Origin of the sequence: Nostoc sp. 'Peltigera membranacea cyanobiont' 210A (assembly GCF_002246015.1) — a bacterium.
In the GTDB taxonomy this organism is placed as follows: Bacteria; Cyanobacteriota; Cyanobacteriia; order Cyanobacteriales; family Nostocaceae; genus Nostoc.
The window spans coordinates 19,528-43,692 of sequence record NZ_NOLJ01000003.1 but is presented as its reverse complement, the minus strand read 5'-3'; the positions used below and the strand labels follow the sequence as shown (position 1 = coordinate 43,692).

24 protein-coding genes and 1 pseudogene are annotated in these 24,165 nt (G+C 40.1%); 5 read left to right on the top strand and 20 right to left on the bottom strand.

Going from position 1 to position 24,165, the window contains the following annotated elements:
* Positions 1–73: 73 nt before the first annotated feature.
* Together CDG76_RS09475 and hemL are read right to left on the bottom strand one after the other, a co-directional pair.
* A complete protein-coding gene (locus CDG76_RS09475) occupies positions 74–994 on the bottom strand; it encodes a polysaccharide deacetylase family protein (RefSeq protein ID WP_094348800.1) in 921 nt (306 codons plus the stop codon).
* A 724-nt stretch (positions 995–1,718) separates the two neighbouring features.
* A complete protein-coding gene (gene hemL / locus CDG76_RS09470) occupies positions 1,719–3,017 on the bottom strand; it encodes a glutamate-1-semialdehyde 2,1-aminomutase (RefSeq protein ID WP_094348799.1) in 1,299 nt (432 codons plus the stop codon).
* Positions 3,018–3,252: 235 nt separating this feature from the next.
* Here hemL and hisIE point away from each other — a divergent pair, with 235 nt between their 5' ends.
* Positions 3,253–3,903: a bifunctional phosphoribosyl-AMP cyclohydrolase/phosphoribosyl-ATP diphosphatase HisIE gene (gene hisIE / locus CDG76_RS09465; RefSeq protein ID WP_094348798.1), complete on the top strand. Its 651-nt coding sequence runs from the start codon at positions 3,253–3,255 to the stop codon at positions 3,901–3,903.
* 18 nt (positions 3,904–3,921) lie between these two features.
* Here the strand turns inward: hisIE and CDG76_RS09460 are convergent, their stop codons facing one another.
* Positions 3,922–5,196 (bottom strand): MFS transporter, encoded by a 1,275-nt coding sequence (locus tag CDG76_RS09460; protein ID WP_094348797.1) that lies wholly within the window; start codon positions 5,194–5,196, stop codon positions 3,922–3,924.
* Positions 5,197–5,667: 471 nt separating this feature from the next.
* Here CDG76_RS09460 and CDG76_RS09455 point away from each other — a divergent pair.
* Positions 5,668–5,859 (top strand): annotated as a pseudogene (locus CDG76_RS09455) (DUF2811 domain-containing protein); the annotation flags it as partial.
* A 621-nt stretch (positions 5,860–6,480) separates the two neighbouring features.
* On the opposite strand, the gene CDG76_RS09450 reads toward CDG76_RS09455, so the two are convergent.
* Entirely contained in the window at positions 6,481–7,200 is a 720-nt protein-coding gene (locus CDG76_RS09450) for a response regulator transcription factor (RefSeq protein WP_094348795.1), read from the bottom strand.
* A 649-nt stretch (positions 7,201–7,849) separates the two neighbouring features.
* Between CDG76_RS09450 and CDG76_RS09445 the strand changes: the two genes are divergently transcribed.
* Positions 7,850–8,476, top strand: a complete 627-nt coding sequence (locus CDG76_RS09445) for a CPP1-like family protein (protein ID WP_094348794.1) — start codon at positions 7,850–7,852, stop codon at positions 8,474–8,476.
* A 156-nt stretch (positions 8,477–8,632) separates the two neighbouring features.
* On the opposite strand, the gene CDG76_RS09440 is transcribed toward CDG76_RS09445, so the two are convergent.
* From CDG76_RS09440 to CDG76_RS09385, 12 genes are all read right to left on the bottom strand, one after another.
* Positions 8,633–9,325, bottom strand: a complete 693-nt coding sequence (locus tag CDG76_RS09440; RefSeq protein ID WP_094348793.1) for an HAD family hydrolase — start codon at positions 9,323–9,325, stop codon at positions 8,633–8,635.
* A gap of 102 nt (positions 9,326–9,427) precedes the next feature.
* Positions 9,428–10,513, bottom strand: coding sequence for a 4-hydroxyphenylpyruvate dioxygenase (gene hppD / locus CDG76_RS09435; protein WP_094348792.1), 1,086 nt, complete (start codon positions 10,511–10,513; stop codon positions 9,428–9,430).
* 106 nt (positions 10,514–10,619) lie between these two features.
* Positions 10,620–11,324 carry an SDR family oxidoreductase gene (locus tag CDG76_RS09430; protein WP_094348791.1) on the bottom strand — a complete coding sequence of 235 codons (705 nt, stop codon included), beginning with the start codon at positions 11,322–11,324 and terminating at the stop codon, positions 10,620–10,622.
* 81 nt (positions 11,325–11,405) lie between these two features.
* Complete coding sequence (locus CDG76_RS09425; RefSeq protein WP_094348790.1) at positions 11,406–12,680, bottom strand: IS1/IS1595 family N-terminal zinc-binding domain-containing protein; 1,275 nt, start codon at positions 12,678–12,680, stop codon at positions 11,406–11,408.
* A gap of 186 nt (positions 12,681–12,866) precedes the next feature.
* Positions 12,867–13,646 carry a phosphate ABC transporter ATP-binding protein gene (locus tag CDG76_RS09420; RefSeq protein WP_094348789.1) on the bottom strand — a complete coding sequence of 260 codons (780 nt, stop codon included), beginning with the start codon at positions 13,644–13,646 and terminating at the stop codon, positions 12,867–12,869.
* An 854-nt stretch (positions 13,647–14,500) separates the two neighbouring features.
* Positions 14,501–15,280: a phosphate ABC transporter ATP-binding protein PstB gene (gene pstB, locus CDG76_RS09415; RefSeq protein ID WP_094348788.1), complete on the bottom strand. Its 780-nt coding sequence runs from the start codon at positions 15,278–15,280 to the stop codon at positions 14,501–14,503.
* Between the two features lie 177 nt (positions 15,281–15,457).
* Positions 15,458–16,339, bottom strand: coding sequence for a phosphate ABC transporter permease PstA (pstA, locus tag CDG76_RS09410; protein ID WP_094348787.1), 882 nt, complete (start codon positions 16,337–16,339; stop codon positions 15,458–15,460).
* 74 nt (positions 16,340–16,413) lie between these two features.
* Positions 16,414–17,391, bottom strand: coding sequence for a phosphate ABC transporter permease subunit PstC (pstC, locus tag CDG76_RS09405; RefSeq protein ID WP_094348786.1), 978 nt, complete (start codon positions 17,389–17,391; stop codon positions 16,414–16,416).
* Between the two features lie 181 nt (positions 17,392–17,572).
* Positions 17,573–18,616 (bottom strand): phosphate ABC transporter substrate-binding protein PstS, encoded by a 1,044-nt coding sequence (gene pstS / locus CDG76_RS09400; RefSeq protein ID WP_094348785.1) that lies wholly within the window; start codon positions 18,614–18,616, stop codon positions 17,573–17,575.
* A 339-nt stretch (positions 18,617–18,955) separates the two neighbouring features.
* Complete coding sequence (locus CDG76_RS39035) at positions 18,956–19,090, bottom strand: hypothetical protein (protein ID WP_262984316.1); 135 nt, start codon at positions 19,088–19,090, stop codon at positions 18,956–18,958.
* 88 nt (positions 19,091–19,178) lie between these two features.
* Complete coding sequence (locus tag CDG76_RS09390) at positions 19,179–19,454, bottom strand: hypothetical protein (protein ID WP_143854062.1); 276 nt, start codon at positions 19,452–19,454, stop codon at positions 19,179–19,181.
* Positions 19,455–19,550: 96 nt separating this feature from the next.
* Positions 19,551–20,504 (bottom strand): stage II sporulation protein M, encoded by a 954-nt coding sequence (locus tag CDG76_RS09385; protein ID WP_094348783.1) that lies wholly within the window; start codon positions 20,502–20,504, stop codon positions 19,551–19,553.
* An 80-nt stretch (positions 20,505–20,584) separates the two neighbouring features.
* Here CDG76_RS09385 and CDG76_RS09380 point away from each other — a divergent pair, with 80 nt between their 5' ends.
* Together CDG76_RS09380 and CDG76_RS09375 are read left to right on the top strand one after the other, a co-directional pair.
* Entirely contained in the window at positions 20,585–21,430 is an 846-nt protein-coding gene (locus CDG76_RS09380; protein WP_094348782.1) for a hypothetical protein, read from the top strand.
* A 45-nt stretch (positions 21,431–21,475) separates the two neighbouring features.
* Positions 21,476–22,261, top strand: a complete 786-nt coding sequence (locus tag CDG76_RS09375; protein WP_094348781.1) for an RDD family protein — start codon at positions 21,476–21,478, stop codon at positions 22,259–22,261.
* Between the two features lie 144 nt (positions 22,262–22,405).
* Here CDG76_RS09375 and CDG76_RS38235 read toward each other — a convergent pair whose 3' ends face one another.
* The 4 genes from CDG76_RS38235 to CDG76_RS09360 form a co-directional block, all read right to left on the bottom strand.
* A complete protein-coding gene (locus tag CDG76_RS38235; protein WP_223265192.1) occupies positions 22,406–22,603 on the bottom strand; it encodes a type II toxin-antitoxin system VapC family toxin in 198 nt (65 codons plus the stop codon).
* 12 nt (positions 22,604–22,615) lie between these two features.
* The gene (locus CDG76_RS38230) at positions 22,616–22,855 is read right to left on the bottom strand and encodes a hypothetical protein (RefSeq protein WP_223265191.1); all 240 of its coding nucleotides are present in this window, start codon (positions 22,853–22,855) and stop codon (positions 22,616–22,618) included.
* Entirely contained in the window at positions 22,852–23,103 is a 252-nt protein-coding gene (locus tag CDG76_RS09365) for a hypothetical protein (protein WP_094348780.1), read from the bottom strand. Before CDG76_RS09365 ends, CDG76_RS38230 begins: the two co-directional genes overlap by 4 nt.
* A 152-nt stretch (positions 23,104–23,255) precedes the next feature.
* Entirely contained in the window at positions 23,256–24,044 is a 789-nt protein-coding gene (locus CDG76_RS09360) for a DUF1868 domain-containing protein (RefSeq protein ID WP_190240806.1), read from the bottom strand.
* Between the last annotated feature and the right edge of the window lie 121 nt (positions 24,045–24,165).

Here is a 24,165-nt window from a genome sequence, read left to right as displayed (position 1 = left end):
TAAGGTATCAGCACAACTGGCAACATAACTAGATTGGCATAAAGTATTAATACGTTAAAATTCCGTTCAGATGTTAGTTTTGGACGGTTTTTTTGTTTGCAGTTAGTTTTTGATCTTTATCTTGCATTTCTAAAAGTTCAGGAATAGTAACAAACCTATAGCCCTGTTTCCGAAAGTTGGCAATAATTTCTGGTAAAGCTTGCACAGTTTTAGAGCGATTACCACCACCATCATGCATTAGCACAATTCCACCTGGCTTGGCCCTCCTAAATACATTATTAATTAATTTTGGTACAGCAGGACGTGAGTAGTCTACAGAGTCAGATGACCAGCGAATGATGGCATATTTGCTATTTCTAGCGTAACTAGCCACCCCATTGTGCATGATTCCCCCTGGTGGTCGAAATAAATTTGTTTTAATCCCTGTCACTTGATAAATCAAGTCTGCTGTGTGGTCAATTTCATAGGCAGCTGCTTGTGGATTTAAGAATTGATACCAATGATGCCAAGTGTGATTACCAATTACGTGACCCTCAGCAATCTCCCGCTTCACTAAGCCTGGATAATTCTTCACGTTTTGCCCAATGAGAAAAAATGTCCCTTTAATCTGATTTTTTTTGAGAATATCTAGTACTTGCCCGGTACTTTCAGGCCATGGGCCATCATCAAAGGTGAGCGCAATTACTTTCTGTTCGGGAGTCAATTTTGCCGCATCAACTATTGCTCCTTGAAAACGCTGTGGCACTTTATATGAAAAACCTTTTGTTTGTACTTGTTGCTGCCAACTTCTAAGCATCGTCGCTTTTAGTTCTTCAATCTGCTGCTGAATTCCAACTTTGCTTGGTTGATTGTTTACATTTATATTCTCTGTACTTTGAGCATTAGAGGAGCTTGACTTAATAAGCATCATCGTGCTAGCACTCACACTCCCACTCAAGACAAGCAACGTAACTAATATTTTTTGCAGACCAAAAAATGACTTATTGTCGTCCACTTCATAGCTCCTTCAAGGTCGAATCATCTTTTTTTTCAAAATACTTATGGCAGCTTTTTCTACTCTGTAAGCCTTGCCATACAAGCTACAGTTATGATTGGTATCTTTTTTTAAGTTAGCTCCAACCCTGACTCTGAAAAAATACCTTACCCGATGAATAAGCTAATATCTATAAGCAAAACCCTCACCATAAAGGTGAGAACGTTCTTACGTGTTAATTTTTATAATCTATGGGGTATGAGGGGGAATTTCGAGAACTGCAAAAGGCAAGTAAAATAATTTGTAATTAAGTTAAGTTTTGTAACGGAGATCCAAACAAGAGTCACAAAACTTGACACTTCTTAGTTGCCAGGGACTTAGCCCTCTATAATTTATTAATCTTGCCTCATTAACTATGAATCTTAATGTAGGCTAAATATTGCATATTCTCTTGACAAAGCCATTGCGAAATGATGACGAAGATGTGACCTTTCTTGAGTAATGACGGTAGAGAGCAAACCTGTTAAAAAATTTCTTCTATCCCCAACAGCGTCAGAGGATTGAACACCATTAACTGCTGAAAATTCTGCAAATAATGCTTTAGAGTGAGTCCGAAAATTCCGCACGCTTGTTTTTGTCTCAAAAAAGGGACTTCCTATAAATCATCCATTTTGTGGGGCAAGATACCCACCCCACAAGAGTTAACAGGATACTTTTTCTTTGGAAATCCCTTACCCTTAACAGGTTACAGGCTAGACATTACATCCCGTGCAACTGCTAAAGTCTGCTCAATGTCTTCTTCAGTGTGAGCAAAAGATGTAAACCCAGCTTCAAATTGAGAGGGTGCTAAGTAAACACCGCGCTCTAACATCCCGCGATGGAAACGTCCGAATTTAGCTGTATCAGACTTTTTCGCATCTTCGTAGTTATGAACTGGGCCAGCGGTAAAGAATAAGCCGAACATGGCGCTGATTTGACCCCCACAAGCTGCATGACCAGTTTCTTTGGCAATTTGCAGCAAACCATCTGCTAGCTTTTTAGTAATCCGCTCAAGAGACTCGTAAGTACCTGGCTTTTGCAGCAATTCTAAAGTCTTAATCCCAGCAGTCATTGCTAAAGGATTACCAGAAAGTGTTCCAGCTTGATATACGGGGCCGGCGGGCGCAACCATTGACATAATATCTCGACGACCACCATAAGCCCCTACTGGCAAACCACCACCAATCACCTTACCCAAGGTTGTTAAATCGGGAGTGACGCCAAATTTTTCTTGAGCGCCACCGTAAGCAATGCGGAAGCCTGTCATCACTTCGTCAAATACTAATAACGCTCCATACTCGTGAGTTAGTTCTCGTAAACCTTCTAGGAAGCCAGCATCAGGTGCGATAAATCCAGCATTGCCGACGACTGGCTCAAGAATAACACCGGCAATCTCGTCGTGGTTTTCTTCAAATAAAGCTTTAACGGCTTCTAAGTCATTGAAAGGCGCAGTTAGAGTGGTGCTAGTTGCTAATTTAGGTACTCCCGGTGAGTCTGGCAAACCAAGTGTAGCAACACCAGAACCCGCCTTTACTAGAAACGCATCGGCGTGTCCGTGGTAGCAACCTTCAAACTTGATGATTTTCTCCCGGTTGGTGAAAGCCCGCATCAGCCGCAAAACTCCCATACAAGCTTCAGTTCCAGAATTAACAAATCTGACCATTTCGATGCTAGGAACGGCATCGATGACCATTTCTGCCAAAACATTTTCTAGGACTGAGGGAGCGCCGAAACTAGTACCTTTTTCTAAAGCTTCATGCAACGCTGCAATTACTTCTGGATGAGCATGACCACAAATAGCTGGGCCCCAAGTGCCTACATAGTCTATGTATTTATTGCCATCTACATCCCAAATATACGCGCCTTTGACACGATCAAAAACTATGGGTTGTCCGCCCACAGATTTAAAGGCACGAACTGGAGAACTGACTCCTCCGGGCATGAGATTTTGAGCAGCGGCGAAGATTTCTTGTGATTTTGTTGTTTTAATTGTGGTGTTTACCAAAGTTCTCTCCTAACAGTGGGCAATAAAAAGCTCTATCTTAGGATAGGATCAAACACTGCTTAGAATTTCTATCCTAGAAAATTAGCGTAGCGAAACCAAAAAAATAACATTATGTTATGCAAGTCCAATGAAGACTTGACTTTGGATATTTAATTCAAAAAAAACATACCAGCTGCCCTATTTTGAATGGTATCGTGAATCCATAAATTATTCTCATGAGAGCAAACTAGCTGGTATGTCTTCTAACGATTCGCGATCGCTGCATTACACCATCCCGGTTGATAAAATTCGCTACGATGAACGGGGTCTGGTGCCTGCAATTGTCCAAGACTATCTAGATGGTACTGTCCTGATGATGGCGTGGATGAATCAGGAGTCGTTACAAAAGACTTTAGAAACTGAAGAAACTTGGTTTTGGAGCCGTTCTCGACAAGAATTGTGGCACAAGGGAGCGACTTCTGGGCATATCCAAAAGGTGCAAAGTATCCGTTATGACTGTGATAGTGATGCGCTGCTCATTGGCGTAGAACAATTAGGAGATGTTGCTTGCCATACTGGAGAGCGCAGTTGTTTTCACCAAATAGAAGGTAAAATTCTTGCGCCACCAGGAGATACATTGTCGCAATTGTTTCAAATAATATGCGATCGCCGCGACAATCCTACTGAAAGTTCTTACACTTGTAAACTATTCGCAGGTGGCGATAACAAAATTTTGAAAAAGATTGGTGAAGAAACCGCTGAGGTGGTAATGGCTTTTAAAGATGATGAAGCAGATGCGATCGCTGGTGAAGTGGCTGATTTGCTATATCATACTTTGGTGGCCTTAGCTCACCATCAAGTTGATTTAAAATCGGTATATCGCAAGCTCCAAGAACGTCGGCAATAGAGTAAAAAACAGATCGCCTTAATCAGCCAAAATTCGATTGAGATACTGTAAAATTACCACAGCGATCGCTACGCTCAAGATGAAGCCTAGCCAGTAAGTATTGGTAATAATATGGGGTTGATCTAATGCCCATCCACCCAAGGGATGACCAATAAAAGAGCCAACAGCCCAGCACAAAGCGTTGATGGAAAAATAAACGCCGCGTTGATTTTCCGGGGCTAACTCAGTCACTAAAGAGGCAGCAGATGGAGTATAAGAAACAATCGCCACAGCAAATACTCCCAATGCCAATATTACCCAAATCAGATGATGAGATGGGGCTGTACCGCTTATCCAAATCAGTCCGAAACCAATTGCCCAGAAAATAGCCGAAACAGTGAGCGCAAGTGTGTGAGAGCAGCGTTTTAAAATGCTGGTGACAGGCAACTGACAAATAATTGCAAACACCAGATGCCAAGCAAATAGTCCGCTAATGGTAGTTTCAGCAAATCCCTTGGCGGTACTTTCGACAAAGACAAAGTTTTTGAAGTAAAGCGGCAGGGTGCTGTGGATTTGAGAAATATAGATTGTAAAGAATATATTAACTGCGATGTAGACCAGGAAACGGCGATCGCTTAATACTGCCATCCAAGCAGCAAAAAGTTCTGTCTTTTCAGATTCCTCTATCTGCTGTTGTTCAGTTTCAGTAATCCCCACATAGACAACCCCAAAAAATACCATAAAAGAGATGGCATCAATCACAAATAGCCAGCGATAACTCCCAATTATCGCGATCAAAAACCCTGCTAGCACAATTCCGATCGCTAACCCCAGATTATCAGCTAGTCTGGCGATCGCAAAAGTTTCCCGGCGATTGTCAATTTGGCTAGCGTCAGCAACCACAGCTTCAGCCGCCGGCCAATAGAAACCTATCCCTAAACCGCTAATCAAGCTACCGATTACCAAAGAAGTGAAATTATTGGTTGTAGCTAAAACTAGAGAAGCAATTGCTGAAATCGCCGTTGCTAGCAACAAAGTGCGGCGGCGTCCCCAATATTCAGAATCAGCCAAAGAACCACCTGCAATCCGCCCTAGAATGCCGGAAATCGAGGCGCTACCCAAGGCTACCCCAACACTAGTTGCAGATAAACCAAGTTGATTAACAAAAAAGATGGGGGCGTAAAACAGGGTAAAGCCGGTGCCAACTTCTGAGAGAAATCTCCCAATTGCGAAAATCCAGACCTGGGGATGTATCGAGGGCAACCACGATGATAACTGAGATTGAGAAGCTAATTTCATGAGCTTAAATGTCATAGGTTGATGACATTTTTGTAATTCTTATCATTGGCTACTATTTTCCTCACTCATTCCACAGGGTTTCCACAGGGATTTTAGCAGTTTTCCACAGGTGCTATACGAGCTAATAGGCTTCTTGCTGTCTTACTGGGGATTGTTGATTATAAGTACCAAAGAAGTTTAAGGACTGAGTTTTTGTGAAGTAAAGTAACAAAAAAGTGCCTTAAACTCTGATTATTTCGTTCGTATTTATTTTTTATACAATCGTTTTTAACATTTCGCAGCATTGACAAACCCACCCCCTCTTGGCGCACAATGATGCGGCTTGCTTTTATAATCCGTTCAATCGGCTGGCATCAAATGTGTAAAATATATTACCATCGGATGTAAGTGCAAATTGTCGGGATAGCGAAAGAGCGTGTAAAGCTCTAAACCGCTTTACCGCAAGCAACTTGTCCCTCTTGATTATCCTCATAGGAGGAAAATCTCATGAAATCAACGGTTAGCATCTTTACAGAAATTCCTGAAACACTCCACGAATCCTTAAAAAACTACTTAGAAACCCATCCCGATTGGGATGAAAACAGAGTATTGACGGCGGCACTATCATTGTTTTTACTCCAAAATGGAGATAGCGATCGCCGTGCTGCTCGAGTCTATCTGGAAACTTTGTTCCACCACTCCACAGTAGAAATGTCCTGTACCGACTCACCAGCAACAGCTAATTTACTAGACACCCCATAGGTACTGGTATGAAGGGCGTTATTCCCCTATTAATGGGGCACGGCATACCGTGCCCCATTAACCGGATCTTAAGCTAATAGCGATCGGCAAAATTACAATAAAAAAGATCGGTAGATTCCGATCCATAAAAAAGTTCTAATAGTTTCTCTTAATTATTGCCAAAACTAGTTGGTAACGGGTCGAAATTTACCTTTGTTCTCATTTGAGGCTACCGCCTCCCTGACTTACAGCAGCCCAAAGAGGCTAGAAACGGGGTTTTAGGGGGAATTTAGCTTAAGTTGACACCAATGCACAGCTATGTGCCCTATGAATTGCAATCTCAGCACCGTTATATCTACCAAAACGGTAACTACCAAGAAATTTTTTCCTGTGGACTCTCTCCCTTGTCCACTATCTTAAATAGATAAATAAATATCTCAAATCACTGTTTGGCGTGTATTTGAGGAATATCTACTTATTTTGATTATCTAAATTTGTCTGTTACTAAAACCAAGAAAATTCACCAACCACTACCCCAAGAGTCAACAGTCAAGAGTTAAAAAACTCTAGACTATAAACTTAGGACTTGGCTTCCAAATGCTGGGGATGAGCAGGAGATTCAAATTTATAGCCTACGCCACGTACAGTTTGAATTAATGCTGGCTGACTAGCATCAATTTCAATCTTCTTGCGAATTTGGCCAATATGAACATCTACAACCCGCTGGTCGCCGACATATTCATAATCCCACACCTCTTGGATTAGTTCTGCCCGCCGCCAAACTCGGCCTGGATGACTAGCTAAAAAATGCAACAAGTCAAATTCCAGAGCAGTTAAAGGTACTGCTTGGTTATTAAGTGCTACCTCCCGTCGCACTGGATCGATCATAAGTTTTTCAAATACCAAGCGTTTCTGCTCGGCAGTAGTTATCACTCGCTGACGCCTCAAAATAGCTCCGACTCTGACTTCTAGCTCTCCTAGTCCAAAAGGCTTGGTGAGATAGTCGTCAGCACCTTTAGCAAAGCCGCGAATTTTATCAGCTTCGTCAGCACGGCTAGTCAACATCAAAACAAAAACACCATTACGACTTTGCATCTCTTGGCAGAGGTTAAACCCTGTGACATCTGGTAAATTCACATCTAGAATCACCAAATCAGGGTTAAATTGCTCAAATAGATTTAAGGCTGTCTTTCCGTCTTCGGCAGCCTCCACCTGATAGTTCTGCTTAATTAAAAAGCGTTGGATTAAATTCCGAACCGCAGGGTCGTCGTCAACTACAAGAATCTTGGCGGGAGCCATGACCATTACTTTGCACAAAAATTCGTAAGATTAACAAGAAAGTTGCGTAAAAACGCAGTTGCCACTTTAGGACTAACTAAGAATCTACATGGCTACGGTATAACAATCCCGATCGCTCAAAAATAAATACTCTAATCAGGATTGTAGGCAATTAGAAGGCGAAACTTCTGTTAGCCAACAGTATATAAGCGCTCTGACTTTAACTGCAACCGTTCTTGATAGCAAGACACCTTCTCAATCCCCGTTAGGTGGTAACTTAAAACGTTTCAATTTTAAATCGATATGTGGATATATACCACAAGCGATTATTCAGTATAATTAAAAAAACTCTTTTAGGGCACAGTAAGTTGCCAAATTTGAAACATTAAAGTTGATTTTTTCATAAAAACCATGACTTTTAGGTACTCTCCGTTCAAATTCTAGATTAGAGCCAGAATTAGACAACGACATGAGGGTATACACGGAGTTATAGCGATATGTTAAAGTTACTATAGTTGAAATTACAAAGTCGATCAAACTAACCCGTGCTACTATCCTGGTAGGGCATATAAATTAGGTCGAGACTTTAGTTTCGATCAAAATAAAACCTAAAGCTGTTTTTTATTCGATAAAAGACTGCCGCTGATTGAGGCTGAAGTAACAAACTCCCATGAGCGATCAAAATCCCTACGAAAAACTTGGGGTATCAGAAGAGGCTAGCTTCGATGAAATTCAGGATGCTCGTAATCGCCTATTCGAGCAACATAATGGCGATGCCAAGCATTTAGAAGTGATTGAGGCTGCTTACGATGCGATTTTAATGGATCGCTTACGGATGCGCCAGGAAGGTAAAATCAAAGTCCCTGAGCGGATACGGTTTCCAGAGTTGCGAGTGCAATCGCCTCCTAAAGAAAGTCCAACCCCTCGCCAGCAGTCACCCGCATGGCTGCAACGGATGCTGGATCAGCCAACTCCTGCGGATATACTCTTACCAGGAGCTTGGTTTCTCGGTTTGAGTTCTATTAGCCTGTTCTATCCAGAGGGAGGCGATCAGGTTTTGCAGTTAGCATTGGTGGTTGGCGTAGGCACTAGTATTTACTTTCTCAATCGCAAGGAAGGCAAATTTGGCCGAGCAGTTTTGTTCACCCTGGTCAGTTTAATAATTGGCCTAATCGTTGGGGGACTAGTTGCTAGCTGGCTCTTACCACAAATATCATTTATCAGTCTGGAAACGAATCAGTTCTCTACTGTAGTGACGTTTATATTGTTGTGGTTAATTAGTAGTTTTCTACGTTAAACCACTGCCGTAAGTACGTTTGTATAAAGAAGACATGGTTTATGTGTGTTCTTCTAAGATAAAAAAGTCAGGAGTCAAAATACCTATTTTGACTCCTATTTTAATTTGCAACCTGAATTTCTGATTTATTGAATCTGTTGCAGCTACAGAGCCTTTTTATACCAAATATTTAGGTTTTAGAACTATATCTACAGCAGTGCTGAAATCCTGAACGATTAAGTCGGGGTGGTAAAGTTCTAGTTGGGTGCGATCGCGAATCCCAGATTCTACAGCCATTACCTTAATACCATAATTTTTCGCAGCGGTGATGTCGGCTTCCGTATCTCCCACCATCCAGGTATCAGCAGCCGGGGGCAGTTCTTTTAATGCCCTAGCCATTAACAAGGGCTTATCTTCAATATCGCGAGTTTTAACGTAGTCGTTACTTAGACAGTAACAGCGATTTTCCGGGAAAAATTTACCTAAATCGTATTTTTTAAAGGCATAATCTAGTTCTCGAACTCGGCGCATCGTCATAACTGCCAAATCAATTCCAGCTTCTTGAATTTTTAACAGTGCATCCACAGCACCAAGCGCGAGAGTGTCATAGTTGAAATAAGCTTCTGTATGCACAGTTTGCCGCCGCAATTGGGCGAATTCTTGGGCTTGGGCTTCGTCTAACCCAGAATTTAAGGCGATTTGTTTTTCAGGAACACGCGATCGCTTTAACTGCCAAAATTCCGCTTTCGGAAGTTCTTGCACTACTTGATCTGGGCGACGGGTTTTATCTAAGCAGAATTGATAAACGCGGTAGTACCGTTCGGAAACATCAATAATTGGGCCGTCGAAGTCAGTAATCAGTCTTAGCATCGGCGGAAAATGTTAATTTTTATTAAAATTATCTCAGATGTATGTCTATTTTTCGAGACTATCAAGTTTAGCTAATTTCAATTGATATTTTGCACTCAGGCATCATTGCAAAGTACCGCGTTTGATTTGTTCGCTTTCAATGGCTTCAAATAAAGCGCGAAAATTACCTTCGCCAAAACCTTGAGCTTGGAAACGGCGTTCAATAAACTCAAAGAAAAATGTCGGTTGTTCAAAAATGGGCTGGGTGAAAATTTGCAGTAGTAGGGGCGCGGTTTGTTGTGCCTCTACGGAAGTATATTCTTGCCAGTCCACCAGAATTTCCTGTTGAGCGATCGCTTCTAATTCTAAGGGTGATAGCGTGAGTCCTGGACGCTGTTTTAGCTGTGAGTAATAGGTTTGGGGAACCGAGAGTAAGGATAAACCACTGGCACGAAATTTAGCGATCGCACTCACAAGATTAGTCGTCCGCAAGGCAATATGTTGAATTCCTGGCCCCCGATTGACATCTAGAAATTCCTGAATTTGAGAATTCTCAGAAGCCGGTTCATTAATTGGCAATTGGACGCTACCATTATGTGAAACCATCACCTGGCTGTGTAAAGCAGAGCGATTGGTTTTAATTTTAAATGCCTGCTGGGGTTGAAAATCTAGGATTTTTTCGTACCAAGCCACAGCACCATCCAATTCACCAACTGCCACGTTTAGCACTACGTGATCTATGGCGGTAAAAGTGTTGTCATTTATCATTTGTTCTTTGTCATTTGTGTTAGTTACAAATGACGACGGACAAATGACCAATGACCTTTCTATCAATGTATGAGTCAATCCACCCCAGGCAGCAATTTTGCCACATTTGATGAACACCGTACCTACCTTGCGTTCTTGGATGGGTTGTAGGATTGTAGCACCGTGTTTTTGAGCTTGTGCGATCGCGCCTTCGACATCTTCGACAGCAAAAGCCACATCTGCCACACCAGGTGGATATTGACGCAGAAATTCAGCTACTGGACTTGTAGGTAACAGTGGTGAAGACAGAAAAAAGCAGACATCACCATTTTTCACCACTTCTGTACAAGTGTGAAATGAACTGATGCGATCGGTTACTGCTTGAAAACCAAGATGGTGTACAAACCAATCCCGCCATACTTTGGCGTCTTCTACATAGAAATGAACGTGATCAATTTTCATAGATACTGAAAATTCAGCATAACAGTTTATATATCTGTAAATTTTGCCTTTTTTGCTAGATTTTCACGTCCTTCCTAAGCAAGAATTATCTAGGCGCACTCCCCCTTTAAAAGAACAAATGACTATCAGGTTGAATGTTAATTTCCATTGGCACAGCTTGCGGTTCGGCAGAAAGAGCAAAGAAAATCGCATTGGCAGCAGTTTCAGGACTGAGCATTTTTTTTCGGTCTACTTTTAGGTTGACGTTATCCCAAAAAGGAGAATCTACCCCACCAAAGTAGAATAGCGTGAACTTGATACCAAAACGCTTGAGTTCCTCTGCCATGCACTTGCTAAAACCGACAACACCAAACTTAGAAGCCGAATAAGCTGCCGCCATCCCCATCGAATGCTTGCCCAGAATTCCTACGACATTACAGATGTGACCAGACTTGCGCTTTTGCATCTCTTCAGCAGCCGCCTGAGTGGTGTAAAAGCTACCTTTTAAGTTGACATCTAGCATCTTGTCTAAATCAGCGGGTTCTAGGCTGTTGTAGGGCTTGAGTATACCAGCACCAGCTGCATTCACTAAAATATCAATTTGACCAAACTCAGCGATGGTCTTTTCTATCAAAGTATCTACCTGTTTGGGGTCAGTAATATCGGTGGGAACAGTTAAAACTTCTCCTGGTAAATCAGCAGCCAGTGTGGTTAAACGCACCGCATCTCTGGCAGCCAGTACCAACCGAACTCCGGTAGGCGCAAGTTTTTGTGTTAAAGCTGAACCAATACCACCAGTAGCACCGACAATAACAACAACTTTATCCTGCATTGTATTATTTACATTTCTTTACATCTTTTTACATAATACAGAATTACAGGCTTAGGTTGTAGGTAGACATATAGAAAGTATTTACTCGCTGAGTAGCACCATTACCTCATATTCCTTGCCACTCGCCTTTAATGTAAATGTGGGAGATGATTCTAAATATTTGGTAAAATTGGAACCTAACTTTAATTTTTTAATAATTGAATTAGGAGACTCTCCAGTTATTTTCTGTAACTCTGAACCTAGTTTGGACACAGATAATTTAGTTTTAGGAGACTTTGTTTGTATATCTTGAATAATTTTTAATAGTAATTTATCTAATGTTTTTTCATTAGGAATTTCCGCAGATTCTTCTTGAATAGATTGTGCAGATGAATTATCTATAATAGGGATAATTTCCTCAATTTCTGGTTTCTTATGATTAGATTTATTAGTAATATTGGATCTTTCTTGAAATAAACTTGCAATGGTTGTTAACCTGTGTAATCGAGTATTGATTGAATCTTGTTCATTTTTAATTAAATCTTGAATTTGCTCAACCACTTTTTCCAAGGATGGAACTTCTGTTGCCATTGCTAAGGAATAATGAGTTAATTTGCCAGTATTCCGGTTTTCTATATGCAAACTTTGCCCTTGTCTACGTACCCAATAGACAATTAATCCTTGGTTTTGGAGTTCGTTGCAAAGGTGAATTAAAATTCCATCACTAGAACAGACTAATATTTCTTTAACTGTTGGATAAGAACGTACAATACAAGCACCGAAAGCGATCATTTTTGCATCAGCACTATCCTTACCCTCTGGCACATGGACAAGTTGATAGCCACGGTTATATAGTTCAATATCTTGCTTTCCAATACTTGGATTTTTCCAGTTGGCAAATGCCATTTTAAATTGGAGGGGATATTTGCAGACACTAGCTAAAAATAATTCTGAATTAATATCTAGTTTTAAGTTTTCTGCATCCAAAAGTAGAAGCGATATCCCTGTTTCTAATTGATACTTTATTTCAGCTTTTTGTTGAATTTTTTGAATAAATTGGCTGAAAGCAGCAGATTCTAACCAACCAGGCGATAATATTGTTTGCAGCAGTTGTTCAGCTAATGTCAAACTAAAAGAGTCAAGGCTTGTCTCTGTGATTTTTTCTTCTGGCAGGTTTTTTACTAAAGAAAGTTCCATCGTTTCAGCCGTAGATACTTTAGTGTATCCGTTGCTGTTAGCAAGCAAGTCGGTTTCTAAGGGACGAGAGAATGCGGGTTCTAGGAATTGTTTACCACAATTTTTGCACAGGTAATTCTGCTTGTCATTCCGACGACCATTTTTACGATATGAAGTAGATTCGCACCGGGGACATTTCATTTTATGATTCAGGTGGTCTAAAGCAAATACTTGTCTTTAAATATATAGTATAAAAAAATACTGTCAATATCAGATTGCATTGCCTAACACCAGAAAAACTTAAAGCAAGCGGAAATTCAATTCAACCCTTAATTTCCGCTTGCACTATGTAGTAACCCTCTGAATGGCTAGAATTTAAGAAGCGCTTCAACTGACGCGAGCGAAAACATAGTCGCGGGTGCGAGAATCCACAGGGTTAGTGAATATTTTATTTGTAGTACCAAATTCAACCATTTGAGTAATACGATTTTCATTACTATAAAAGAAAGCCGTAAAATCAGATAGGCGAGTAACTTGCTGCATATTGTGACTAACAATCACAATTGTCAACTCAGAACGCAAATTATGGATCAAATTCTCGATTTTCATACTACCCATAGGATCGAGACCTGAACAAGGCTCATCCATCAGCAAAACATTAGGTTTGACCGCTAAAGCACGGGCAATACATAATCTTTGCTGTTGACCACCAGAAAGCTCTAAAGCAGATTTGTGCAGCTTATTTTTCACTTCATCCCAAAGTTCGGCAGCTTTGATGGCAGATTCAACAATTCCATCTAATTCTACTTTCGGATGCCATCCAACTAACTTCACCCCATAAGCAACATTATCGTAAACGCTCATGGGAAAAAGATTTGGTTTGGGAAAAACCATGCTAACTTGGCGACGTAAGCGATTGATGTTAACACGACGCTCATAAATACTCTGCCCAAAAAATTCCACTTTTCCTTCAACCTTTACTTCTGCTTCTAATTCACTCATGCGATTTAACGATTTAAGAAAAGTAGACTTCCCACAACCACTAGAACCAATAATTGCCGTGACATGGTTTTGGTAAATATCCATTGACACGCCTTCAACTATCTTTTGAGTGTCGTAAGAGAAGCTGAAGTTTTTGACTCTGATGGCTGGAATTAGTTTACTCATATTCCTAAAACGTGTGAAACAAAACTTGATTAAGTAAAACAGTACAAATCAGCAATGCTGTTTCACTATGTTACTGCCAAAATGAGATATTCATAGAAATTACGTAGCTACACACTAGTCATACAGCAAATAAAGTGTTATTAAATATTTGTATCAAGACTGTGTTCCAAAATCGATCTTTTACAGACTTTTTATACCTATCTTTTGCACCTTGACTGATATAGCATCCTTTCTTATAAAAAAGGATTAGGTCTAGTTCAATTTAAAATAGCTACGTAGAAATGAAAATATGAATATCATACAGCAGATTTCAATTTGGTGAGGTTACACAAGCTAAGTCTGTTACCCAGATAAGGACTAGTATTTGATTTTTGAAATGCAGGTAGTGGAATGTCTACGCAAAATAGTTCATTAGACGTAGACTTTTGTTGGGTTGCGCTCCGCTTCACCCAACCTACAATTTTTTTGCAACATTAAAGCCATGACAGTCCATTACAAGACTACCGAGATTTTTTCAGAAATCAAATATGATTCCTATATAAAGAGTGTTTTACTCCTGAATTATGAATTTTACTGTATATTTCAATACCGTTAAGTTAAGAAAATTGTAGGTTGGGTAGAACGAAGTGAAACCCAACAAAGTCAAGGAAGTGTTGGGTTTCGTTCCTCAACCCAACCTACATAGAAGTTGAGTTTTAGGCTTAACTGAACTGTATTGCTGTATATTTCTCATAAATAGTGAGGAGTTAGTTTTTTATAAAGATAAATTAGTAACTTTTTTAAACTACATTTTATGAGTATCTTCTAGTGCAAGCTAGTTCGACAAAAATCAATAAGTCACGCTTGAAAGTATCTTAACCGAAACGCCCTGAAATGTAGTCGCGGGTGCGGGGGTCTAATGGGTTGTTAAAGATTTGCTCTGTAGCGCCAAATTCAACCATTTGACCAATCCGACTTTCATCGGTGCTAAAGAAAGCCGTAAAATCAGAGACGCGAGCGGCTTGCTGCATATTATGAGTAACGATCGCAATTGTCAACTCAGACTGTAAACTGTGGAGTAGTTCTTCAACTTTCATGGTGGCGATGGGGTCAAGAGCCGAGCAAGGCTCATCCATCAGCAGAACTTTTGGCTTGACTGCTAAAGCACGGGCAATACATAATCTTTGTTGCTGACCACCAGAAAGCCCTAAAGCTGATTTATCGAGCTTATCTTTGACTTCATCCCAAAGAGCAGCACTGTGAAGTGCAGATTCAACAATTTCATCTAATTCTAATTTTGAATGCCTACCTGCTATTCTCATCCCGTAGGCAACATTTTCGTAAATGCTTATAGGAAAAGGATTTGGTTTTTGAAATACCATACCGATTTGGCGGCGTAAACGATTTATGTTGACACGAGGAGCATAAATATTCTGACCAAAGAATTCTACATTTCCTTCAATTTTTACAGGCCCTTCTAATTCGCTAATGCGATTAAGAATTTTGATGAAGGTAGATTTACCACAACCACTAGGGCCAATAATTGCCGTGACTTGGTTTTGGTAAATATCTATTGACACCTTTTCAATTGCTTTGATTGTGCCATAGTAAAAGCTGATATTTTTAACTTTGATAGCTGGAATTAGGTTACTCATGCTTTCCCAAGGTGCGAAATAAAAATTTATCAAAACAGAATTCAGGAGTCAGGAGTCAGGAGTCAGGATTCAGTATGAATTCTGTACGACTGACGAATAGCGAACGCAAACATCTTGATTCTGACTCACCTCGACTGCGCTCGGCGACCACCTGAATTCAGAATTCTGAATTCTTCTTCAATTTATTCTTCTCTGCCTAATAACTAAGCGAGAGATAATACTGACACATAAAATTAAGCCGAGTAGAACTATAGAAGTAGTCCATACCAATTGACTTTTTTGGGGGTCGGGGTCGTTATAGAGGTTAAAAATCAATACTGGTAAAGAAGCTGTTGGACTTAACAATCCTTCTGACCAATCTAGACTAAATAAAGCGGTAAAAATTAAGGGTGCTGTTTCACCAGCCGCACGAGCTACAGCTAATAAAATACCTGTAGTGATTCCAGGGATTGCTGTAGTTACAACAATGCGAAAAGTAGTTTGGAAGCGAGTTCCACCTAAAGCAGCGGAGGCGAGGCGTTGAGATGTGGGAATCAGTTTTAAGGATTCTTCTGTTGTCAGTATAATTACAGGTAGCATAATCACGGCTAAAGCAAAACCACCTGCGATCGCACTAAATCCTTTAGTTACCAAAACTATCACACCATAAGCAAACACGCCGACAACAATTGAAGGCACACCTGTAAGAATACTAGTAACAAAACGAACGATACTAGCAACTGGGTTAGTTTGATTAAATTCTGCTAAGAAAATTCCTGTCATGATCCCTGTGGGAATGCTTAAAATAGCACCAATTACCACCATGATTATGGTTCCCAAGATGGCATTGCCAAAGCCATTATCAATAACTGCTTTGACAAACATTTCTGATTTGAGTCCAGATATTCCCCGGACGAAAATTTCCCACAAAATTGATAATAAAGGAATGAGTACTATACCTGTAAGACCAAAAGCGATCGCATTCATTGCGTATGTAAATATTACTCGCTCTGTTGGGAGAGGACTGCATAATTCTGCCGCCAAAGATTCATCTGTTTCTGACTGGATGTAACCACTCATAAGTTTGAGAAATTTTGATTGATAAACGTTTTATTAGACTGGATTATTTGTAGTGATTTCAAGGTAAAATAGTGTTATTTATTTTTCCCGCCAACCCACTTCACCAAGATTACAGCGCCAATATTTACAGCTAAAGTCAACCCAAACAAAATCAGTGCTAAATAGCTTAAAGCACCTATATGCAAACCCGGTTCAGCTTCGGCAAATTCATTAGCTAATACAGAGGGAATTGTATAAGCTGGATCGAGTAAAGAAGCGCTGATTTGAGCAGAGTTACCAATCACCATAGTAACGGCCATTGTTTCACCCAAAGCCCGTCCTAAAGCAAGCATTGCTGCACTTACTATTCCAGAAAATCCAGATGGTAGCAAGACTCGAAAAATGGTTTCCCAACGAGTGCCACCCAAAGCCATAGATGCACTACGCAATTCTTTAGGTATAGCCATTAACACATCACGACTAATTGCTGCCATTGTGGGCAAAATCATGATGGCGAGAATAAATCCAGCAGTCAACATATTAGTCCCAGAAGGATCTTCTGTATTAAAAAGTGGTATCCATTTAAAAGTATTGGCTAACCACTTTTGTAGAGGTTCTAGAACTGGAATAAAGACAAAAATTGCCCATAAACCAATAATTACACTGGGAATTGCGGCAATTAATTCAACAACAAATGCTAGGGTGGTTCGCAGTGATGTAGGTAAAAAATTTTCACTCGTGACCAAGGCTACTGCAATTCCCACTGGGACAGCGAATAAAATAGCGATCGCACTACTTACCAAAGTTCCATAAATATAGGGTAATGCACCAAAAATCTGATTACCTGTATCCCAATCTTGTCCCCACAAAAACCCTATTCCAAACTGCTTAATGGCTGGTAGAGCTTCGTGTAAAACTACCCAACTCATCAAAAAGAGTACTGCAACGGTAATCACGGAAAAAAAGTATACTAGCTGTGTAAAACCTTGGTCAAACCAGAAATTTGTGCCGCTGGTAGTAGTTAGATTGAAATTTTCATCGCCTAGATTTGAATCATCTGATAAATTTGCCATTACAAATCAGTAAAATAGATTTTTATTACTGGTAGAGGGAGTTATTAACTCAGTCTATTAGGGAAAGAAATTAGTAAAATAATCCCCCTAAACTTTTTAAAAGGGGGATATATTCAAAGCACTCTTCCCTTTTTAAGGGAATTGAGGGATCGTCTTTTGCGTAATTTCTAAAAATTACAAATTAAGGCTTGACAGAGCTATTCACTGTCTGAAGCACTCGATTTACTACATCCGATGGAATTTTGGTGTAGTTAAGGTCATCGTTATATTGTTGACCATCTTTCAATACCCAATTAATCCATTTCTTAATTGCATCAGCTTTAGCAGCATTAGCATACTGTTTGTAAACCATCATCCAAGTAAGACCGACAATGGGATAACCTTGTCCTGGATCTCCTATAAAAACGCGGTAGTTGTCTGGGAAAGTGACAGTTGATAAAGCTGCATTTGCAGATTCTAAAGAAGGAGCAACAAATTCTCCGTTCTTATTTTGTACCAATGCTGATTTCAGCTTATTTTGGACAGCGTAGCTATATTCAACATAACCAATAGAACCAGGAGTACGAGCTACTATAGCAGCTACACCGGGATTCCCTTTGCCTTTGAGGACATTTGGCAGATTCCATTTTGGAGCAGTGTTAGTTCCAACTCTGCCTTTAAAATAACCGCTGATGGCACTCAAGTGATTCGTAAAAATGAAAGTTGTACCGCTACCATCAGCACGAACAGCAAATTTAATTGTTTGATTTGGTAGATTAGCGCCTGGATTATCAGCTTTAATTTTTGCGTCATTCCATTTGGTAATTTGACCCGAATAAATTGCTGGTAATGTAGCGCGGGATAATTTGAGATCGTTAACACCTGGAAGATTGTAAACAACAGAAACAGCACCGCCTGCTGTAGGTACTAAGATTGCACCATTCTTGACTTTAGCGATTTCATCATCTTTCATTGCAGCATCACTACCACCAAAGTCAACGGTTCCAGCGATGACTTGACGAATACCGCCACCACTACCAATTGCTTGGTAGTTAATTTTTAAGTCTGGATATTTCTTCTTCACTTCACGAGCATAGCGTTCGTAAAGCGGAGCCGGGAAAGTTGCTCCTGCACCATTGAGAGTTTCAGCTTGTGCGATCGCACCAAAAAATGGACTAAGTGCAACAGAAGTTGTCACCATTGAAGTAGCAACGACACGATTGAATTTGGCGGTCGAGAAAATCATATTACCTCTGATTAAAGGAATATTTCCTTGGTGTTATTCCAGTCTTAAAACAAGGTACATTTTTTATATTTAAACTTTGTTTAACAAATGATGAATAAAAAATTAATGTCTGTTTAAATATTAAATTAAAAGATTTTTTCTTATTGATTTTGATTGACTAAATTATTTGATTAAAAATTAATAAAAATTTAAAGTTTAATTTAAATAATTAAAGGTGAGTAAATAATGAAATCTAATTGTTCATCAGATAATTCGGTGATGATGCGTTTTGGCATATCATTTGTGCGTCTTGGTATATTTCAGCGTAAGAATAGTAAGTTTGCTTGAACCAAATATTTGTTACGCAGTCACCTTTAACCATCCAAAAATATCACCTACCGTCAACTGTAACCCCTGACAAAATTCTGGCACTGGTAAAACAGACTCAATTTCCTCAAAAGGTAAAGGTTGTTGTCCTTGCCAATTAGCCGCCATCTAAATTCTTTAATGTTTGGTTGCAGCTAAAATACAGTACCAAAAGGAGAAATAATCATAATTAAATTATTTAGGGTGGAATGTCCCGTTATTTACAATATTGCTGAAGCTGCTCACTGTAATGAATCAATTCTTGATATCTCACAATACTGCTAAGTGAAAAAATTATAGCAATAATGTTGATGAACCATAGCATTCTCAGATGCTGCCAAAACCTGAGACGAATACTTACACCTACCACAATAATTGTAGTCAACCATATTACCCACATACTTAGCCAAGCAACTAATTCAACATCAGTATCGCAATCTGGAATTGGAATGCTTGACCCTTCGTATTCATTGAATGGTAATAGAAGTGCCAAGACTCCCCACCATATTAGCCAGAGGATAAAAACACCCTGAAGTAGACAGGAAACTATAAATTTCACTTCGTACTAACGATTTTTTTGCTAATCATTTCATGCTTTCCTGCGGCTACAATATAGCACCAAAAGTATAAATAATCCTATTCCTGCCAAATATTTAATTGCATCAGGTACATTAGGATTAGGGGAGAAAAAGCCTTCGATCGCACCAGCAATAATCAACATTGGTACAATCCCAAATACTAGCTGCACTGCCTGATAACCATAGAATTTCAGTGCATCTCCACGGCGATATTTACCAGGAAATAAAATTGCTCTTGCTAATAAAAATCCCGCGCCCCCAGCAAAAAAGATCGCCGGTAATTCCAAGGAACCATGCGGAAACACAAAGGCCCAAAAAGGATAAGCCAGATTATTTTGACCAACTAAAGTACTAACAGCACCAATTAATAAACCATTAAATACCATCAAATAGGCTGTGTATGCTCCAGCCGTCATCCCACCAGCGACAGCCCCAAAAGACACCGACAAATTATTGATTGCGATGCCGCTGGATGCCAGAGGTTCAACACCGACAATTGAACCCATCCATAATTTATGCTCATCTCGTACTTTGGTAATCAAGCTTTCAGGTACAATCAAAGGCATAAAGCTGGGGTTTTGCCAGGAATACCACCAAGCCACTAGTGCGCCTAGTAAAAACAGCGCCGTTGCCACAGCAATATATACAAATGATTTCTGGACTACAGATGGTAATCCCCAACGATAAAATTCTAGGATTGACTGCCATTCTTGTCGCCGCGAACCTTGGTAAATCTGCGTATAGGCACGAGTTGTTAAAGATTGTAAACTTTGGATTAAAGTATTGCCGATTTGCTGAGTGCGGGCACGTGCCAAATCTGCTGCTACAGAACGATACAAACTCGCTAACTCTCTAATTTCTGCTGCCCGTAAGGACTTTAACCCTTTTTTTTCTATCTGCCTTAATAGGGCATCCAAACGCTGCCAATTCGGTTCTCGTCGCGCAATCCAACGTTGAATATTCATGAATTTTGGGAACACTGAGTTTAACTTAGCTTAAGATAGCCTCAAATTCATCTCCGTAATTTCAAGGGAAATTTACCATTATGTCTGAAAACTTTGGCTCTTCCGGCCAGATACAACCACTGAGTATCGGGAACGTTGTCAGTGCTGCGGTACAGTTGTATCGTTCTCATTTGAAGACTTATCTTAACCTAGCTGCGATCGCGCACTTGTGGGTTCTAGTTCCTGTGTATGGTTGGGCAAAATATGCAGCCATTTCTGGACTAATTTCACGCTTGGCTTTTGGAGAATTGATTTACCAGCCTGAAAGTGTTCAAACTGCCCGCAGCCATGTTAATCCACGTCTTTGGTCTTTTTTAAGAGTTGGTTTCCAAGTAGGTATATCTTTACTGGTAATTTATATTGGATTAGCGATCGTGGGCGGTGTACTAGCTGGCTTGATCGGAGTAGCATTAGGAGGAATATTAGGCAGTTCAGGCGTTATAGTTGCAACCACATTGGCAATAATTATAACGGCAGGCATTATATTGTTAGGACTAACTTGGTTCTACTCCCGTTGGATAGTAGCTGAAGTGCCCTTAGCAGTTGAGGAAAATATCAATGGTGGCGAAAGTGTTGCCAGAAGTTGGGATCTAACTAAAGCCTCAGTCTTTCGCATTCAAGGCATTGTTTTAGTTGGTTTTATCGTTACATTGCCGTTGGTGTTTGTATTAAACTATATACCTAGCTTATTCCTAATCAGGCTTGAGCCTGGTACTGCTATTTACTCGATTGTTAATCTTATTTCTGTGATTGGAAGCTTGATCGGTGGAGTTTTAGTCATGCCATTTTGGCAAGCACTAAAAGCTGTTTTATACTTGGACTTGCGTAGTCGGCGTGAAGGTCTAGGTTTACAATTACGAGAACCTCCCTCGCAAGATTTTCGTTAATTAAACACCTTAATCCAACTCTATTAATTTTGAATTAGTTAAAATATGCGCTTTTTTAATCGCATCACATTCCAGACTCCAGAAAGCGTAGAGTTGGAATTTACTCTAGCGGGAATCGGTAATCGAGCTTTGGCACTCCTTATTGACTATACAGTGTTGGGTGTAACTTTGCTTCTGTTTGTCCTTACTTGGAGTGTCTTCTCGACACAGCTGTTAAATTTTGTTGAATATTTTTTTAAAAATTTAACAAGTTTAGATATTTGGTTGTTAGCAATTTTCTTCATTATCGCCTTTGCAATTTACATCGGTTATTTTGTATTTTTTGAAACCTTATGGTTTGGGCAAACTCCTGGTAAACGCTTTGCTAAAATTCGTGTAGTTCGAGATGATGGTAGACTGATCGGGTTACAACAAGCAACGCTACGTGCTTTACTGCGGCCCTTTGATGAAACTTTGTTTATCGGTGCTTTTTTAATTATGCTGGGTAGCCGCGAAAAGCGCTTAGGTGATTTGGCTGCTGGCACAATTGTCATTCAAGCCCAAGCACCCACTGCATCTGCAACATTGACAATTTCAGAACAAGCAAAAGGACTTCATGAACAGTTAATCGAAATTGCTGATTTATCGCAATTGATGCCAGATGATTTTGCTGTTATTCGTGAGTATTTACAGCGACGTGGCGCAATGTCGTTAAAGGCAAGAGCCTCACTATCTCTAAAGCTAGCCGAGCAAGTTAAAGCTATTATTAATTTAGAAAAATTGCCAGAAGCTGTTACGCCTGATGTTTTTTTAGAAGCAATTTACCTCGGTTATCAACAACCGAAATTTTAGGCTGGAGATTTTGTTTAGAGCATTGACAAAAAGCTAGCTTTACCTATAAGACAAAATCATAGGATTTATCTTTGAGCTAATTATTTTAGACAATTACTGCTAACCACTTCAACCAGCACTGTAAGCGATCGCCAAGGGCGTATGTTACGGGTTCTCGCTTTCCAACTCACACACCACCAAAACCGTTAACTCCGTTACCCGCTTCAAAGCTGCATCATTGGTCAAAAACGCCTCACAACCAGCAATTATTGCCGCCGCCACCTGCAACGCATCGGGTAACTGAAGGTTATAACGTACCCGAATTCTCGCAGCTTCTCGCGCAATAGCAGCATTAATCTCCACAAAAACCACTTGTTATTGTTGCAACACATCGACAAAAGCTTGCTCTAAGTCAGCTAACCCCAGACGTATAGCACCTACCAAGCACTCTGATAACGTTATCCCAGATGCTACTGCTGTAATGTCAGTTGACAATCGCTCAAAAATTGAATCGACTAAATCCACAAACTGCGGATTGCGTTCTACAAAATAAATTACGGGTGCTGTATCGAGAAACAAGCGAGAAACATTAGCTAATGCATCACTAATCTTCATTCCTCTCCTCGCAACAACCGTTCTCGATGCTCATCTCCTTCTTGTCGAGTCCGCGAAACCCATTCCTGAGCATCCTCACCCAATAGCGGATAGGGAGCCATACCCTTCAAATCGCTCCACTTGCGTTTTGGTTGGGCTTGATTAATATGCTTTTTTATGCGCTCTACCAAATGCCCCATTACCGTCAATTGGTCTTCTGGAGTCAGTTGCTCAATCTCGCTTAAAATTTTTTCAAGTGACGGACTCATCAATCTAACCCGTTGTCAACATCTGTAAATTTTAGCGTCTTTACTCTTGGGTATATCCTAATTCTTTCAAAAAGGCAGACATAACTAATCATTAGTAGTCAGTTGTCAGTGAGTGAGTGGAAACTACTGACTACTAACTACTAACTAATTACTTAAAAAGCTAAAATCGGCCAGTCTGGTTCACGATAATAGCGTGTCATGTTGTCAAACTTTCGTAATTCAACACGATCGATCAAAAATTCTGGCAAATTCAACAGCCATTCTTCATTCAATTGAGAAAGCATGGTGCTGAAGCTTATGCGGTCTAGGTCAGATGGAACCTCCCCAAAATAGGCTAATGTAACATGGGCTGTCAAGTGATAATGCTGCTCAATACCCAAGGCAATTAACTTGGGATTTTGATAAATTGTTCGACGAAATTGAATAATTTCCTCGTAACAGCGTTCATCTTGGGGGACTAAACAAATGGCTACAGCTCTTGGCATCAGTATTAGTCCCAGCATTTGCCATTTAATTGGATGACTCCTGTTTGTCATCAATTGTTGATATTTTTGAAATATTTCAGCTAAACAAGAGTGTAACTCCTCGTCAAATTTAGGATTTTTTTCGTAGGTGTCAAGGTAAGCATTGTCCCAAATTAAATCCGCTAAAGTCAGATGGAAGCTAGCAGGAGGTACAGGTACAATCAAATTACGGTTTACAGGCAACTGCAAAAGTTCCTGTTGGTAAGTCTGTAATTTGGCATAGAAAGCAGAGTTGTGTGATTCTTCTTCTGCCGGCGGGGTAATTAGCGTATAGCCAGGAAAGGATGCCGCTTGTCTCAACCCAGAATGTGGCTGAAACTTAGAAGATTCCTGTATATGCTGGGCTTGGGATCTGTAGGCTTCTGGCAGCGTCAGTCTTGCTAACCGATTTAAGTAAGTTTGATAGTTGTCGTCCAATCTTCATAGCCTCACGCTCTCACTTGATAGATTTTAGGGAAAATTACCTTGATTAAGAGAATGATTTCAAAAGTATTTAATTTTTGGGAGTGGGAAGTGGGGAGATGAGGGAGATAGGGGG